This window comes from Citrobacter sp. wls827 (assembly GCF_005280875.1).
Classification (GTDB): domain Bacteria; phylum Pseudomonadota; class Gammaproteobacteria; order Enterobacterales; family Enterobacteriaceae; genus Citrobacter; species Citrobacter youngae.
In genome coordinates this window covers 79,460-95,875 of record NZ_SZWR01000022.1, presented here as the reverse complement: position 1 = coordinate 95,875, position 16,416 = coordinate 79,460, and the positions used below count along the sequence as shown (strand labels likewise).

The window sequence follows — 16,416 nt, the reverse complement described above, 5'->3', positions numbered from 1 at the left end:
AAAGTTATTGCTACCAAAGGGTACTTAAAGCTGTGGAGTGACCTGATATGGATAACCTTTTTGTGTCTTATGACCGCTTTCAGATATCAAATATAAATGTTTTTTTGCACGAGACCCTATGACATATAAGAGCCTGCGAGCCACATAATTTTGATGTGCAGGGCTACAATCTATAATGTCATTCCAATTTGGTATTTTTCCATTTAATAGCCCGGTGCAAATAATGACATCGTACTCATCTCCTTTTGTCGAATGACAAGTCGTAATTTTAACTCCGCTTTTAAAATTAAAAAAAGAATGAAGATCATTTGCCCTATAGTTCATACTATATTTAGCCATTCGTTTTTTAGTAGCATCTATCAAGCAGATCATTTCTTTATAAGCATAGCTTTGATTATTAACATCCAATCCTAATGAACTACAGAATTCAGTTATAAGATTTTTTATCCAAATATCTATTTCACAATTATAATCCAATGCAAATTCTATTTTATTTATTTCTTTTATGATTTGCTTTGGAGATAAGAATTTTGTATATGACTCTAAATCATTTAATTCTTTGAGTAAATCTCGCAAAAGTTTCTGCCTAACAATATAATTAGATGGATTCTTTTCAATTAAAGCAAGCTTTACAAGATTGAGCCACAAGTTTTCATTATTTTTAGGTATGGGAGAAACCATGATACCATCGATATCCAGATCAGAATTTAGTGATATAATTTCATTGGATAATTTTATTACATCAAACCAACTTGGGCATAGAACAGCAATTTCACCAGGAGAAATACCTTGTTCTAAGTGAGTTCTTATTATTCCTGAAACATAAACAGACAACTGGGTGATATCAACACTATTTTCCTTGAGTATCACAGAAGGAAATGTCTTCAGTTCTGACAATGAATTAATATAATAGGCATCATCTTTATATTTGCTATAAAAATCTATGATCGATTGACTACTACGGAAACAACCGGTTAACCTCATTTCTTCTAATTCTTCAAGGTTGAAGTAATCGAACAACTCTTCTCTATTTTTAACAACCGCTCCCAATCCAGTATATATTGCTTGTTCTTTATCACCAATAAAAGTAACCAAGGAATTTCTTTTACTTACTATCAGCCTTAGTATTTCATATTGAATATGAGAGGTATCTTGATATTCATCGACTAAAATATATCGCATAATTAAAGATAGTCTTTCACATAGCACATCATTCTTCAATAATAAATTGCACGTTAAATTCAAAATCAAATCAAAATCGATTAATCGATTCTCATACAAATAGGAGTGATAGGCTTTTACCACTGAATATTCAGCAGTATTTCGAGAATATACCGGAGTAAAACTTAAGTCTAAAAGCGTATCTATTTTATCGTAAGGAGATAAGTTATAACGTTCTCTCAGATCATTTAATATAAATTCTTTTTCATACTCATCAATTACATTAAAACCTTTACTGAGCCTTGGAATTCTATCAATGTTAGGCTTTATAATCCAATTTAAACAAAAACTATGTATTGTTCCAATCCACAATGAATCGCTATTTATACCATATGAAATAATTCTTTCGAGAATAGTATCTGCTGCAACATTAGTGTATGTCAATGCCACAATTTTTTTCTTACCTATATCAAACAACTCCTTATTTTCAAGGATAAAACAAAGTTTGGAAACCAATGTTTTTGTTTTTCCTGAACCTGGACAAGCTGTAAGTAATAGATTGCCATCAAATTTTACAGCATCTAGTTGTTCAGATGTCAAATTTCTATATGGCATAATTACAACTCCCAAAATCTAGAAAAGCTATCATTGAAATGTTTCCTATACTCTTGCATCTTTTTATCAAAATCAGGTTCAGAATTAATCTTGTTGCATACATCATCCCAGTGAGTTCCCATTAAAGACATATTATAGGCAAGCATTTTAGTAAGCACAGCATTCAGTTCTCTATCTTTAAGTGCAAAATGAATCGCTTTTAATATATAGTCAGGAACACGATTCTCATTATGGAGATACTCTACCATTTCAGTAGCTAACCACCCTTTACCTATTTTATTGGCGAAAAAAAGAGCAGTTCTAAATCTTACCCGTAAATCATCGGAATTAATACCTGCAACAACTCGCTCAATATCACCTGATCTTTTATATGTTGTCCTAATGACACTGTTGAAAAGATCGGAATTTTCATCATACCGAACAAGCTCTGTTTCAAACGTATTCTCTGCATAAAAAACGGAGACAAATTGATTGCCTTCTACATACTCTGCCAACTCTCGTTCTCTGCGTAAACCGTCAGTCTCAGCGTTTTTCAAAGATTCAACGAAATCAGCATCAAATAGTTCATCCGGTTCTTGCACATATGCCAAATCTTTATCAGTTAAAATTGCGCAATAGCGTTTTAATCTATTACTATGAAAAAGATTTGAAATATGCTTAAATACAGTCCCATCCAATTTTATTAAGCTAATACCTAATTCATCCAAGCTAATACCTAAAGTGACCTTTATAAGTTCTGGGATTATTATTAATTCAGCATCACCCTCAACGAGAATTACACTTTTAGCAAACAACACATCACTACGGATTGCATCAAGATATCTTTCAATTGACGAAATTTCTTTTGGCTGTAGTCCGTTGGAAGGCTGATAGATATCTGTATATCCTCGTTGCCGAGCCAAAATATTCATCGACGAGATTTTAGAAACAGAGCTTATTTGGGTTGAATGAGTCGAAACGAAGACTTGAGTATTTTGAAAATTAAAATTGTCAAATAAAGTTTTCTGAATATGATTATGTATATGAGCCTCTGGTTCTTCAATCAATAGGAAATGAGTTATATGCTCTTCAGCATCTCTAATTTCTTCATACTCATATAATTTTAAAGCCAAATATATTAAATTTGCCCCCCCAAGACTTAAATCATCAATTCTTCCTGAACCGTCATAATCTAAAGAATCCTCGACTACTAATCCAAGTGATTGGATTAATTCAGTAAAATCTTCGGGTAGTTGTGATGAAACCAATATTTTTGGCGAATATGTTGAGCCAACCGTATTAAGTAAAGATGTTGATATTTTATTACTTAATCGCGCAATTTCAGGAATTGCTGAAATTTGTTCATTAATGTTCTTAACATTCTCAGAAATATCTTTTCTATCATCAATTTGTTTGCTTTTTAAAGTGAGCAATTTATACAGTGGATTAGTTTTATAATACTTTAAATCAGCTACCACGTTGCGAAGAGCCTTGACATAAGTACAAGCAACTTCACTACCTAAGGCGAAGTATGGCGGTTTTTTTACACCAATGACTGTAGCATCATCTTCATTGGGATTTGAAAAAATGTAATTTTCAAAATCCCCAACTACTTGCTTATAAACTTCGTCATTATTAAAATCAACTTTTGTTCTAACAAAAGCGACAGCCTCGTAAGTCTCTTTGGATATTATACAAGTTGATTTCAACTCTGTAAAAGCCTCTAATCTTGATTCTAAATCTTTATTATCTACAGTTAACTCGTATAGCTTTTGCCTAATATGAAATCTTGGGCGATATATAAATGTATAATTTCCTTCTTTTAATGCCTCTTCGTTACCATTATTTATTGTATAGTTCGCAATAACCTGTTCTTCTTCAGATTCACTTAAATCATCAAAATACATTGTGATAATAATCCAGTGCCCGAAGGGGTCATTTAAGCCACGATAAAAATCTTCACCTGATAGAACTCTTGAATTCATTGGAAGTGAGTCATCAAGAATCAATCGCATAGCATTAAACAAATTTGTTTTACCTGAAGCATTCTCACCGATAATTGTATTCACTGAGTTTTTAACAAAGCAGAAATTTGAGCTTCGAAAGTTTTTATAATTTCTAATAGCTAATTTATTGATATACATAGTAATCGATTGGACCCTTAGCATAGTTTTATTACACATTAGATTACTCCATAGCCACAAGAAGCACAAAGCTATCGAGTACAAAAGTCTGACTAAGTCAAGTAAAAGCAAGGTAATTTACAAGAAAGACTAAAAGAAATAATATAATATCATATGTAAATTACATTATGAAAACCAATGCGGTGATTAAACTACTTTTAAATCAATACCTTATATTCAATAAAAATTAATATTGACGATGAAACATAACTATCGGATATTAAGTAAACAAAAAAATTCAGATACATCCTAACAATGATCTTGATACTTACTGACAGTAACGATGTTCATGCAGACATAGTTTCGATGAAACTCGGTGATAACTATTTCCGTTTGAATTTAGATATAGAAGCCCTTAAAGATACAAAAATTAGCTTTGATGGCTCTGAATGGACTATCTCCCAGAACGGAAAAACAATCAAAAATTCATCCGTAAAATGTGTTTGGCCAAGGCGGGTATCTGTTCAAGTCAATTCGGAACAACAGCAAGATCAAAGTAATGGTTTCAGATTATGGCGATCTGAATGGAATAAAAGCCTTTTTGGTCTATATAATGCATTATCTGAAAGTTGCTGGTTTAATCATGTAAGAGATGCAATTCTCGCTGATAACAAGTATTTTCAACACAAAATAGCTAATGAAGTTGGACTAAATAATCCACTATTTATAACTTCAAACTCCAAAGAAGACCTCAAAAATTTCTTAACTACTTACCCTGATTCGGTTCTTAAATTCATGTCTCAAGATATGTATATCTCTGAATCAGGTGAGTTATTAGGTCTATATGTAAACAAAATAACTTTAGAACAATTAGAAAGTTTTGCAAACTATTCAGAAAATCCAATTACTCTTCAAAAATATGTTAATAAAAAATTTGAAGTTAGATACACAGTAATTGAAGATGAACATTTTGCTTGTGCTATAGACTCTCAGCATTCAAACAAGGCAAAAATAGACTGGCGTAGATACGATATACCTAATACACCGCACTGGAAAATTGATGCACCCACTTCGGTGAAGGAAAAAATAAATTCCTTAATGTCTAAGTTAAACCTTCGATATGGGGCTTTAGATTTCATCGTTGATGAAAATAATGACTGGTGGTTCTTAGAGGTGAATTCTGCTGGTCAATGGTTGTGGATCGAAGATTTATCCGGCATGGATATTTCCGGGTCCATTGCAAATTGGTTAACTTCAAATAGCAGGTGAACTATGAATGTATTTGGTTTAAATTTTCTTGAAAAAATGGAATCGGAACAAAAAGTAGATGTTTCAAACTGGGCTTGGAAACCAGAAAATAGTGAAGCTCAGAAGATCTACGGCTCAGGGATGTCTACTAAGTCACGTGAATCTACTTATGCTGCTGAAAAAGATAGCAGAGAAGATTCAGATCGCCCCAATGAAGGTCTGGCAGCCTAACCACTAGAGCCAGCCACTGCTGGCTCAATTAAAAATGAATAAAATTATGAAAAAAAATTCCAAAACCGCTGATAGTCACGTACAAAAAAAGCATAAAATTATTATTTGTTCTCATAATATTATTTTTTTTCTTTGACCTTAGCTCACCATATTTATTAGTTTTTCCAATTTGTATTGTTATCCCTTTCTTTTATCGTTTGGTAGAATTAAAAAATAAAACTGAACGTGATCTGATTAAATCAGCAAATGATACTGTTTTATTTTCAGTAAGTGCTCTAACAACTGCCTTACTAACTTTAAAAACATTAACCAATACGTCTATAGACTTTTTTGATAAATTCATGATAAATAACATTGGTTATCTTGTCATTTGCCTCTATACCATATTACTAATAGCAAGGGCTAACTCTCCGAAGCTCCGCTTCTCTGAGTTTCCTTGCTTTTTCTGCTCTTTGATTGAAAAAGATACCAACCCAGTTACATTTAACTAACAATTACAAGATTGAATAATCTGTAATTTATTTGATAAAATCAGCATGTTGATTATTCGTCATATATCTATAAGATTTTTTTCAATATTAAGCCATATACCCTTTTGCTTTTAGAACAAAATAAAGATTACCACAGATGACCTTTATTTTGTTGATTATTCCCTTGCTAAAACCCTTCACTATAAATATAGTAAATAATTCTTCTCAAGGATTTAATAGACTTAATAATTAAAATTTAATTTAAGGTGATAATCATGAAAAAATTCGATGATAATAACATTGATAGGCTGCAAGCTTTAGCAAGCCTGAAAAGAAGATGTCTTCATTGGGAGTATATGGCGAAAGGACTGATGTTAGGTAGCACCTTCTTTTCAGATCTGAGTGATGAAATTGACATTCCACTATTATTCATAATGAATGATGAATTGACTAACTCCAATCACAGAAGTGGTATTTTCCAACTTATAGAATCTTTTGTATCGGATAACAAATATTACAATTACATCGAAATTAGCAATGGCGATAACAATACTGATTTACTATTAGAAGATCTGAGAAAATGCTTCGTCTCCGATGCTGATGATCTCCTGCATAGAGTTCTAACTCGTTTTTTTATCAATGCATTTTCCGTCTTTGAATTCTGGGTTTGCAAAACATATGAAAGCGTTAAATTGGCTAACCCAACAGGTTCAAAAAGACTAATAAAACTTGAAAAAAGATTATGTATTTATGTTGGGTTAATTAACGAAGGTAAACTTGAGGAGGCAGAAAAACTCAAAAATTTAATATTCAAAGATACTAACTCATATATTTCATCAAGAGAAAAAATTGATTTCATTATAAGTAAAATTAGCTATACGGGACTACGTGACGAAAAATTAAAAAAAGATGCCATTGATTTAATTCATTTTCTATTCCCATTGCGGAACACAATACATAATATTGGAGTTAATAAATCAGGTAAGGACTTTAAATTAGAAATCAACAATACCGTAGTTTATTTGGAAAATGACTGTGCTCCAAAATATGAACACTATGCAAAATTTATAGATTCTCTTCATTTACTTATTGATTTTTATAGTGATCTATTTATGTATTCTGGAGAAAATCTGAGTGATTTCAATGAAATTGTCACAGGCTAAACTTAGAAAATAGACCGTTTGCTAATGTGATATTTGTATTCATCTCGATTTGCAATCATTAGTGCATTTTAGATGAGTTTATCAAGAAAAAATCACTCTAAATAAAGTTGATAAACTCATCGCATATATTACAGTAAATCTTTCAACGATAATTTTTCCACTCTAGTTGCCAGGAGGCAGGATGAGGATGATGGCCATCCCCATAAGATTCCGGTCACTTCAGCCATAGACGGTTCCCAATCTCTCTTTTCAACTAAACAAGCGATGCGTTTGGTATCCCATACCAAAGAACCACTAAAGCCGTGCGGGTCAGGTAGTGAAGAAGTACCATCAACGCTTGTAGCAAGTTCTGGTTTATAAGGTAATGAAAAATGAAAACCTGCATCAGCATCCTGAATATTATCAGGTAATGCAATTTCTTGTGTTAAATATGGAGTGCATCTGCTTATTAAATTGTTATAGTGAAATCCTGAACGTTCGCCACTGTAACCAGCTAAAAATAGTAATTCATTTTTATAAGGATTATGTTTGAGAGAAAATCTGTTGGATGGTATCGCTTGTGCATATTCCGTATGAGTAGACCATAATTTTTTATCAATATGAGATATAGCAACATCGATAGGATACGGTTTATTTTTAAATTTATTTTTTAAAAGATAAATATTATCGTCATTAAAAAACTGATTTTGCAAAGTTGTTTTTTTATCCAAACTACCTACATGCTCGTTAGTTATTAAATATTCTTTGTCATCGAATGTTATATAAGAACCTGTTCCGTGAAGTATCCCATAACCTTCATCCGTAGTATAAGAAATCGGTGATAAAAACGGCTTAACATGTTCTATCATAGCATCAACAGTATCTTTACATAAATAATTCCATAGATCTTCGTTCATTCCCAATCATCCATTCTTAAATTAAATAGAAAAACAATTTGATCTGTTACAACTAAAGTCATGATAATTCACTTTTTCATAATCACCTACCTATAAAAATTGCATATGTAATAAATTCTAACCACAGGATATTGACCTTTTTTGAAAGTGATATATATTTTATTAAACTGTAATATGAAAAGGAGTTCATATGAAAAACGAACTATTAATGGAAAACATTACCAACACGCCCCCCCCGGTCATAAAAAAACCATCAAACCTTACTAACTTCATACCAGAAACGCTCAGAACCCATTGTGTTAGTGTCCGACTTAATAATGCAGAACTTCAACTTCTCAATACCAAACGCGGCTCTATGTCCAAAGGAGAATGGCTCCGCAAGGCTTTCATTCATAAACTACCCTCCATTATTCCAGAGATCAACATCGATGCATGGAAAGCTTTAACTGACATATCACAAAAGCTAAATAGAATTGCGATCCATATCGATGGTAAGAGCAGAGATAGCCAGCTTACTCATACAGAGCTTTTCGCTGTGAAGCGACAACTTGAAGAGCTTCGTCACAACTTGTTAAGAACAGATTTTTGGAGTGTCCCTCGTGAAGGGTATGCGGAAGATCAAGAGGGGTAAGAGCTTCGCTGGTGTTGTTCGTTATGTATTGCAATCGGGAGCACACCACAAAAGTGATCCAGTCGTCATTGGCGGGAACATGTTAAGTGATTCAGCCGTTGAATTGATCGCTGAATTCGATAGCACCAAGCATCTTCGCCTGGATGTCGCAAAACCAGTTTGGCACAACTCACTTCGCTTACCCGACGGTGAAACACTAACGAATGAACAGTGGTCCATTATCGCAGATGACTACATGAAGAGGATGGGGTTCAGTGATACTCACCTTCGTTGCTATGTGCTTCATGACGACGATGGCCAGCACATACACATTATCGCAAGTCGCATAGATCTCAATGGTGGGAAGCTCTACTTGGGTAGGAACGAAAACCTCATCAGCACACAGATCATCAGTAAACTCGAAGTCGCTCATGGCCTGACAGTGACCAAAACTGCATCTCCCCCATCGCAAGCACAACCGAAGCGGAAGAGAGTGTCCCGTAATGAGAAAATGCTATCGGAACGAACCGGGGTGCTTTCACCAAGAGAAGCTCTGCAGCAGATACTTGATAAAAGTTTATCTGATAAGCCGGACCTTCTAACTTTTATCAAGAGGCTGGAAGAAGCAGAAGTCGGCTGGACGGCGAATGTCGCTTCTACCGGGAAAATGAACGGCTTCTCATTTTCTTACCGCGATATTGCTTTCAAAGCTTCGCAATTGGGTAAAAGCTATTCTTGGGCAAATCTCAGTAATCGGCTTAACTACGACCCCGACCACTTAGAAGCTATGCAGGCTATAAAGGAAGCTATCCCTGCTCCTGCTCCTGCTCCTGCTCCTGCTCCTGCTCCTGCTCCTGCAAAAGATGTTGCAACAACGGATATTCCAAGGGAAAGCATAAGTGAAAAAATTGTCGAACTGGAACTACGGCTCAGAGAAGACAAACGGAATGAAATCGTAGAAAAGATTCTTCAAAAAAATTCCGTCAAAAAGCAAAAGCATCTCAGGCTCATCGGCTGGATTCCATTTATCAGAAGGTTCATAGAGCTTCTGCGAAGCTATGGTAAGAGCATTCTTCATAAGACCCCTACAAACTTCTCAGAAGTCTATTCAACACATCATCTAAAACCTGCAAGAAAAATTCGTTTATAGACAGTCAATTACAAATACTTTCCGTAACCGCACTTTATCTGTAGTAACAAATTTTCGTTTAGTCAAGAAAATATTGATCGTTATTACAGATCGATAATCTAGTTGTGATAGCCAGCACCTATCAAGGGCTAATCATCGATCGGTACAAGCAATTTTACTAAAGAGAGTCGGTCATCGAGAATCTCTGTAAACGCACCATTTAATCTGCAACCTTGAGGTTGATATGAAAAACGAAACAATAAAGTGCCCGTTCTGCTTCAAAGAGAGCCAGTTTGGAGTTAGCGTCTGCACTGGCTGTCATTCAACCATCAAATATGGAGCCGTTTCATCTTGGTTAGCTTTACTAATAGGAATTGTGCTGTTGGCGATAGCTTTCTTCATATTCGCTGTCAGTCAAAGTTTTATATTTGCTGTCGTTATCTATTTTGCATCAGCAATTTCTTTAAGATTCTATTTACGTAAGAAATTTGCACACAGAGCCGTTTTCACACATAAAAGCTAACCCTAATCAAATATAATAAGGAAGATAAAATGAATAAATTTATTATAACCTCCTTTTTCATTGCAATATTTTTAATTTCTGGCTGTTCAACATCAGGGAACCAAAAAATCAAAAATGAAACGGCTCAAAGCCTTCAATCGAAAATAATTAAAAACAAAACAACTAAGGCAGAGCTACTTGTGCAACTTGGTGAGCCTGACACCAGAACGACTCTTGACGATGGCAACGAGCAATGGAGATATTTCATGTATAACAATCAGTTCAATGCCTCGACTTTTATCCCTGTTGTCGGTTTGCTAACTGGCGGTTCCCAGACTCAGTTTAAAACTCTCGAAATCGACTTCAATGGAGAAACCGTAAGCAAGTGGACATTCTCCACTGAGAATAACAATACAAAATCTGGCATTCTTAATTAATCGTTTCCTGGACAAGAAAATGAAAACATACTCTATTCTCGCAGTTATCCTTTCTACTTTTCTATTAACAGCCTGTAATTCCGAACCTTCTGAAAAAGACATATACAATGCTTTAAAAAGTGTTGTAGATAGATCAAATGCAAGTATGAAAGCTCTGAACTCAAGTATTCCCGAAAAAGATCTTTTAAGAATAGATTATGTTAAGAAACTAAGTTGCACAGAAGAAGCAAACAATGTTTACAACTGCATTGTCGATGCTTCAATTAGCAACATGAAACAAACAAAGCCTGTTAAGCTTGTGAAAGCTGATGGTGTCTGGAAAGAAGTTCAGTAGTATTCTATATCAAGAAGTCTCTTTTAGCCCCTGCATAGGGGCTTTTTTATTGCCTATAACCTGACGGTTCTCACGCGAACTTCATGGGTTAACTCTCCCTCAATTACTTTCATTTCATATTGTGCTCTGACAGTAGCATAGATTTCTTCTGCTTTTTCCTGGTTGTTATCTATGTAATTAACAAGCGAGTTTAGCTCTCTAAGAACCCCTTCTTTGTTATTTAATCGTTGTAGTAGATTGCTTGTCAGACTTTTGTATACCGAGCTAAACATAGCCATTATGTTATCAATATTACGATTAGATTTGGAATAAATCCTTTTAGGGTAGAAATATTTTAAATGGTATCCTACAAAAATTAAGTATAGCTGGTATGAAAAACTTTTATCTCCGGGCTGGTACCGTTTTGAGATATATTTATCAATTATAATGATAAGTTGCTCTTCCAGAGTAAACTCTGAATTGATGATGTTTTTGTCCATAAAATGCATCCTTGCATAATTGAAATAGTCAGCCTGACCATATATTTATATTTATCGTATTTATTTAGCTTGTCAATAGGTGTAACCTATCAATTGTCATTTTTTATTAAATGGCCTGTTCAATTGTTCCATAGAAAGGCCATGTCTATAAGCATTATACTGCCAATAGCTAAATTGCTCTTTGTATCTATTGTTCTGTTTCTTCAACATTTCGTTTTCGGCTTTAAGGTTTATTATTTGTTGTGCCGCAATAGTTAAGTTAGCTGGTTTCTTAAGACCAGATTTTTTCAAACTGGACAATTTTTTCTTTGTTCTATATGCTTCAACAACTTCATCATGAGCACTTAAAGATTGCCTTGTGATAGTTCTATTTAGATTCTTATAAACTGATTCACATAAATCACTCCATGTGATTTTGCCGTCCCAAGTCAGTATCATGTGTGTAATTGCCTTTATTTCACTCCTGTTTAAATGTTTTGCCATATGCATCTCCTGTTTCAATTATTCAAAAGTTTATTAATTCTTTCTAAGTTTTTTTCGTGGTGCTGCAACCATTTATCAGCCCCATAGTCACCATTTTCAAAAGCGATCTGAGTTATATTTATCAATTGCATTAATTTTTCTCGCATTGATTCCAGTCTAATTCTATCTACTGATTTCATGTCCAGTGTTTCATTATCATATTCTATAAATTCATTGATTTTAGTACACGGACGAACTAAATAGTTATGCACACAGTAGCCAAATTCTGTTAAGTGAATTGCTCCTTGATTCAGGTTATCAAAATCAACTGTCAATTCATTTGTGGGTATTGACTTCCTTTGACAATAATTTTCCATGCTCAATTTAATAGTTTTGATTTTATCTAACATATCTTCTTCTGACACGTGATTATAAACTCTGTTCTGATTCACATTGACACGACCAGACCATTTAGCTATATCCAGTTCAGACATTTCACCATAATGGGCTATTGTGTTTAAAAGATGTCTTGGTTGGTGTGAGCGAATAAATAGTGGTTGACCTTCGCTATCATAATACCCGTGTCGGGCGAAAATATTTTTAAATCCATGCTCATGACGTTTTTTATTTTGTATATCATTAAAAAAGAATCCTTTAGTTGGCTTATGAAATGAGTAGATATCAATCATTTGGGATAAAGTAAATTGGCGAGGATTTAATAAACATAATGCATTGCTAAATCTTATGGATTTTTCTTCATCATACCAAGGAAAGTCTTTACTAAAACCAGAGATAATTATTTCCCATAACTCACTTAATGAATAGCTATAATCATTGGGGTTTAAGAAACTTTTCCCACCATCCAAACTTGTCTTTTTAATTTTTAGAACGCATGATTTGTGATCATATAAAGGGTAGCCAAGTGCATGACAAACCTGTATAACTGTCAACTTTGATTTTTCATCAACTTTTGGGCAAAGTTCATGTTGGTAAAATTTATCAGGATATTTTTCGCACCATTGAGCAAACACCCTTGCATTTTGTGATAAGGAAAGCAATCTTCTAATCGCTTTCTTCGCAACTGGTATAATAACCTGTGGAATCCACTTGATATTAGGGCCATACCCCTTAACCGAATAGAATCTCAGACCATATCTTTCGATACCCTTCTCATCTTTTTGTGTAATCTCACAATCAGCAGGTAAGGCTAAAATCTCAGAAATTCTGCTCGGACAACAAAGCAGAAGTGCAAATACTGCACTGGTGAATTTATCCCTTGGACTCAGTAGCTCATCATTTTTAGAAAAAATATCAGCAATAGCAAGTAATGCTGCTTCATCGGGTAACTTATCGTTTCTGTGATAGTCCTCAATCTCAGGAAGATAGTTGTTTTTGACCTTCTGCTTCACGTGGTTTTTCCAGGATATGTATCCTGATTTCACAAGGTTATGTTCACATAGAAATTTTGATATTTTTTCAAGCTGTATCCCACATTGAGCGAGAACATTACCTTCAAAATATTTGCTTCCGATTTGCATTGCCTCATCAAAAACAACGGCTGTAACATTATAAATGAGACCACTGTTCAGAACCTGCAAAAGAGCCTGTTCGAGACATCTCAAAGCCATCATTGTTGCCCCATAATTTTTCAAGGGTTTCAATGAGTGTTGATATCTGATATATGCTTTTGCAAAATCGAGAAAATCTTCATGCATTGCATCTTTGGAGTTAAATGCTTTATGTCCAACCCCTATCTTTCTAAAGGTTACATACCCTTTCCAGACATATTGTTCCCAATCCTGAGTTTGGGTGAGCCCTGATAGTTGATAGCGACAAAAATTTATGAATTCATTATAATTGTTTTCAGCCGTAAGTTCTTTTTTAGATTTAAATAAAATAATATTGTTCATCGGGGATTTACCTCGTCAATATCAACTGGCATAAAGAAAGCACATTCATTACAAGGAAAATTTACATTTAAATTCTGACTTTGGCATTTTCTAGAGGAGCAAAACTTGAAATTCATCATCTCTTTTGATTTTATTCCATTCATAAAAATTTCAGCGACAAATGACAATTGTTCTGAAACAGCGGAATCAATCCTTTCAACACTCTCAGCAAGATTTTTAATATAAATTCCCGTACTTGAAGTAGAAGAATGATCCAACAATTCAGCTATAGTATTGGCATTATGACCATCCTTAGCCAGCATAGTTGCTATTGTATAACGAAGCCTGCGAGGAGTAGCATTGAGTAGAGAACCTGTACGATTTGAAATTAAGTTCCCAGTATTAACAATATTCTTTAATGCTCGATTAGCAATTGTTGGTTTTGCATATATTTTATTAGATTCCAGGAAGTTAAAATCTATTATGGCTAAATCAAGCAGTTTTTCCTCGTTCAAGAAAACTGGAACCTTGCCTTTGGCATGATCATCAAGGGTTTTGCCAAGGTTTTGCTCAACAAGCCTCACGGAATGATTAGCTTGAAGTTGAACAATTGATGCAACCTCTGAGATTATTGGCAGTTCTCGATATTGTAGTTGTTTACCCCTTTGTTTAACTCGTGGTACTGAAATTAAATATTCTACTTTACCATTATCTAACTTCTTTTGAAGAAGGTCTTTATATTTCAACATAACTAACTGCTGAGGTCTTCTACCGGTAAGACTTATTAATAGCGATATCGCATAATCTGCCAGTGACAGTTCACCTATGCTATATGCGTGACTCATAGCCTTGATCAAGGAAGTGTGTTCCTCTTTAGTCAGTGGACCCACAGTTGGATCATCTTGTAATATAGGTTGACCAGCTTTTTTTATTTTTAGGTCAAAATGCTTTGCTATTTCAACAGCACTTTCATCTATTCCGGGGTATCCTAATTCAAACCATTTAGTAAAAAATGGCCGTAAACCTCGAAAATATGATGGTTTATTTGCTGATTGCATATTTTGATATTGGATTATTACTTTATCATCAATGTAATTAGGAGAAACATTGTTAATAAAATTCTTCATATTTTTAACTATTGTTTTTACATACAAATGGCTTCTACTACAAAAATAATACTGTAATGTATTCACAAATCCACAAACCAAATTTTTGTTCATAGCACATATCAAGTCTCTAATATTGATTCCATAGCTCTCAATCAAAGTGACGATTTTTTGTTCATGAATTGACATTTTATCAGAGTTTTGTTTAATTAAATTATTCATCAAATCCTCCTTTAAATAGTTGCTCTTGCTGCTCAAGTGCAGTTTTTTTCGATAGCTCAAAAATATGCCTGCGATTATAGATTATTGAAGTGTCTGAACCTGGTAACCATCCCATTAGATAAGAACGGATTTGTTGCTCTTTTTCGTCGGATATGTCCTTAGCCTTATCTATTGTTTTCGAGAACTCATAATTCCATGTGTGTCGTAATTTATGGCCTGTTAATCCACTTAGAAGCGAGGATGATTGACGAACAACACTCACTATCTTATGGTATGAAGAAAATGACAGCGGTTGCCCTTGAGTCTTCCCTTCTTTATAGGTAATAAAAAGAAAGTCATGCTTATTAGCATTTTTGACTTTCCTACGATCATTCAAGATATAATCTGAAATTTCATATATAAGGTTCGCATGAGCAATTAACTTCCTCTCACAAGTCTTCACTAATGGCTGATAAACTCGTGAATCTGTTTTATCATTTGCTCTCCTCCTTATTGCTATTGTTGATTCTGCAAAATCTATGTCACCAATTCGCAGATTCAAAAGTTCACCGGCTCTCATGCCAAAGTAATGTAATAATAGGAATATTAGGTTATTTCTTTTTTGTACTATTTCCGTAAACGGATTCAAGTTACTTCCTGGCGAAAGAATGCTAAACAAAGAATCCAGTTGAGCTTTGTCTAAGCTCTTTTCGATATCCATAACATATTTGTCATTGTTTCTTGGTTTCTTTCTTTTTATGTTGTTAATGAAAACAAGTATCTCTTTGATTGTATCTTTCTGACCTGTATGAGAAAGAAGTATTTTACATAGCCATTCCAGATAGTTAGCTATTGTTGTAATCCGAAAATACTTAGTTGGTTTTTTGACATTTGAACCGCAAAAATCACTATCTACACCACTTTTAAAATTGAATGAAGTAAACTCAATCAAATCATCAATTTCATGAGGAGCCAGAAATATCCTTTTCTGAATTCTTTCATCAATATTGATCTCTTTCCTCATAAAGAATCGATATAACAATGAAATGCTACCGGCAATAACTTTCATTGTTAATATAGACTCTGACCGATTTCTGACTTGTGTTGTTATATACAAATTTGGATAATACAATGGCTCACCAGTTTTTTATTTACAACATGACAATACCTCTCACCATTTTCCAACATAAACGAATCTACACAAATACTGCTCATATTTTCCTCCTAAACCTTACAAAAAGTATAATTCCAATATATTAATAATAAGCATTTCGTAGATTTACAAATTTATTTGGATCGATTACGATATTTATTTAAATTAAAACAGTGAGATAGACGATTATTCCTGTCAAATTATCATCTGGTAGATCTAGTAAAGATT

The 16,416-nt window shown here is 33.9% G+C and carries 14 protein-coding genes and 1 pseudogene; 7 read left to right on the top strand and 8 right to left on the bottom strand.

Annotated features, from left to right (window positions below):
* Positions 1–24 precede the first annotated feature (24 nt).
* Positions 25–1,776, bottom strand: a complete 1,752-nt coding sequence (locus FDX03_RS19130) for an ATP-dependent helicase (protein ID WP_137346418.1) — start codon at positions 1,774–1,776, stop codon at positions 25–27.
* Positions 1,777–1,778: 2 nt separating this feature from the next.
* Positions 1,779–3,938 (bottom strand): AAA family ATPase, encoded by a 2,160-nt coding sequence (locus FDX03_RS19125; RefSeq protein ID WP_227659664.1) that lies wholly within the window; start codon positions 3,936–3,938, stop codon positions 1,779–1,781.
* A 306-nt stretch (positions 3,939–4,244) separates the two neighbouring features.
* On the opposite strand from FDX03_RS19125, the gene FDX03_RS19120 reads away from it, so the two are divergent.
* The 3 genes from FDX03_RS19120 (at position 4,245) to FDX03_RS19110 (ending at position 6,990) form a co-directional block, all read left to right on the top strand.
* Positions 4,245–5,147, top strand: coding sequence for a hypothetical protein (locus FDX03_RS19120; protein ID WP_137346417.1), 903 nt, complete (start codon positions 4,245–4,247; stop codon positions 5,145–5,147).
* Positions 5,148–5,150: 3 nt separating this feature from the next.
* Positions 5,151–5,357 (top strand): hypothetical protein, encoded by a 207-nt coding sequence (locus FDX03_RS19115; protein ID WP_071698745.1) that lies wholly within the window; start codon positions 5,151–5,153, stop codon positions 5,355–5,357.
* Between the two features lie 745 nt (positions 5,358–6,102).
* Positions 6,103–6,990: a hypothetical protein gene (locus FDX03_RS19110; protein WP_137346416.1), complete on the top strand. Its 888-nt coding sequence runs from the start codon at positions 6,103–6,105 to the stop codon at positions 6,988–6,990.
* 128 nt (positions 6,991–7,118) lie between these two features.
* Here the strand turns inward: FDX03_RS19110 and FDX03_RS19105 are convergent, their stop codons facing one another.
* Entirely contained in the window at positions 7,119–7,886 is a 768-nt protein-coding gene (locus FDX03_RS19105; RefSeq protein ID WP_137346415.1) for a hypothetical protein, read from the bottom strand.
* 208 nt (positions 7,887–8,094) lie between these two features.
* Between FDX03_RS19105 and FDX03_RS19100 the strand changes: the two genes are divergently transcribed.
* From FDX03_RS19100 to FDX03_RS19080, 4 genes are all read left to right on the top strand, one after another.
* Positions 8,095–8,517 (top strand): hypothetical protein, encoded by a 423-nt coding sequence (locus tag FDX03_RS19100; RefSeq protein WP_137346450.1) that lies wholly within the window; start codon positions 8,095–8,097, stop codon positions 8,515–8,517.
* Entirely contained in the window at positions 8,486–9,646 is a 1,161-nt protein-coding gene (locus FDX03_RS19095; protein ID WP_137346414.1) for a relaxase/mobilization nuclease domain-containing protein, read from the top strand. The genes FDX03_RS19100 and FDX03_RS19095 overlap by 32 nt, the downstream gene beginning before the upstream one ends.
* 531 nt (positions 9,647–10,177) lie before the next feature.
* Positions 10,178–10,564: a hypothetical protein gene (locus FDX03_RS19085; RefSeq protein ID WP_137346413.1), complete on the top strand. Its 387-nt coding sequence runs from the start codon at positions 10,178–10,180 to the stop codon at positions 10,562–10,564.
* 19 nt (positions 10,565–10,583) lie between these two features.
* Positions 10,584–10,898 carry a cell wall-binding protein gene (locus tag FDX03_RS19080; RefSeq protein WP_137346412.1) on the top strand — a complete coding sequence of 105 codons (315 nt, stop codon included), beginning with the start codon at positions 10,584–10,586 and terminating at the stop codon, positions 10,896–10,898.
* 53 nt (positions 10,899–10,951) lie between these two features.
* Here FDX03_RS19080 and FDX03_RS19075 read toward each other — a convergent pair whose 3' ends face one another.
* The 5 genes and pseudogenes from FDX03_RS19075 to FDX03_RS19055 form a co-directional block, all read right to left on the bottom strand.
* Positions 10,952–11,377 (bottom strand): hypothetical protein, encoded by a 426-nt coding sequence (locus tag FDX03_RS19075; protein WP_000360017.1) that lies wholly within the window; start codon positions 11,375–11,377, stop codon positions 10,952–10,954.
* 96 nt (positions 11,378–11,473) lie between these two features.
* Positions 11,474–11,860, bottom strand: coding sequence for a hypothetical protein (locus tag FDX03_RS19070; RefSeq protein ID WP_106731719.1), 387 nt, complete (start codon positions 11,858–11,860; stop codon positions 11,474–11,476).
* Positions 11,861–11,874: 14 nt separating this feature from the next.
* Positions 11,875–13,749 (bottom strand): DNA-binding protein, encoded by a 1,875-nt coding sequence (locus FDX03_RS19065; RefSeq protein ID WP_137346411.1) that lies wholly within the window; start codon positions 13,747–13,749, stop codon positions 11,875–11,877.
* Positions 13,746–15,056 carry a tyrosine-type recombinase/integrase gene (locus FDX03_RS19060; RefSeq protein ID WP_106731721.1) on the bottom strand — a complete coding sequence of 437 codons (1,311 nt, stop codon included), beginning with the start codon at positions 15,054–15,056 and terminating at the stop codon, positions 13,746–13,748. The genes FDX03_RS19065 and FDX03_RS19060 overlap by 4 nt, the downstream gene beginning before the upstream one ends.
* Positions 15,049–16,250: pseudogene (locus tag FDX03_RS19055) on the bottom strand (tyrosine-type recombinase/integrase). The gene FDX03_RS19060 and the pseudogene FDX03_RS19055 overlap by 8 nt, the downstream one beginning before the upstream one ends.
* Between the last annotated feature and the right edge of the window lie 166 nt (positions 16,251–16,416).

What these genes read in the sequence shown, in the direction of transcription:
- FDX03_RS19120 (WP_137346417.1), top strand. Translation starts at nt 4,245, where the DNA reads ATGAAACTCGGTGATAACTATTTCCGTTTGAATTTAGATATAGAAGCC.
- FDX03_RS19065 (WP_137346411.1), bottom strand. Translation starts at nt 13,749, where the DNA reads ATGAACAATATTATTTTATTTAAATCTAAAAAAGAACTTACGGCTGAA.
- FDX03_RS19105 (WP_137346415.1), bottom strand. Translation starts at nt 7,886, where the DNA reads ATGAACGAAGATCTATGGAATTATTTATGTAAAGATACTGTTGATGCT.
- FDX03_RS19110 (WP_137346416.1), top strand. Translation starts at nt 6,103, where the DNA reads ATGAAAAAATTCGATGATAATAACATTGATAGGCTGCAAGCTTTAGCA.
- FDX03_RS19070 (WP_106731719.1), bottom strand. Translation starts at nt 11,860, where the DNA reads ATGGCAAAACATTTAAACAGGAGTGAAATAAAGGCAATTACACACATG.
- FDX03_RS19130 (WP_137346418.1), bottom strand. Translation starts at nt 1,776, where the DNA reads ATGCCATATAGAAATTTGACATCTGAACAACTAGATGCTGTAAAATTT.
- FDX03_RS19125 (WP_227659664.1), bottom strand. Translation starts at nt 3,938, where the DNA reads ATGTGTAATAAAACTATGCTAAGGGTCCAATCGATTACTATGTATATC.
- FDX03_RS19060 (WP_106731721.1), bottom strand. Translation starts at nt 15,056, where the DNA reads ATGAATAATTTAATTAAACAAAACTCTGATAAAATGTCAATTCATGAA.
- FDX03_RS19085 (WP_137346413.1), top strand. Translation starts at nt 10,178, where the DNA reads ATGAATAAATTTATTATAACCTCCTTTTTCATTGCAATATTTTTAATT.
- FDX03_RS19075 (WP_000360017.1), bottom strand. Translation starts at nt 11,377, where the DNA reads ATGGACAAAAACATCATCAATTCAGAGTTTACTCTGGAAGAGCAACTT.
- FDX03_RS19100 (WP_137346450.1), top strand. Translation starts at nt 8,095, where the DNA reads ATGGAAAACATTACCAACACGCCCCCCCCGGTCATAAAAAAACCATCA.
- FDX03_RS19080 (WP_137346412.1), top strand. Translation starts at nt 10,584, where the DNA reads ATGAAAACATACTCTATTCTCGCAGTTATCCTTTCTACTTTTCTATTA.
- FDX03_RS19115 (WP_071698745.1), top strand. Translation starts at nt 5,151, where the DNA reads ATGAATGTATTTGGTTTAAATTTTCTTGAAAAAATGGAATCGGAACAA.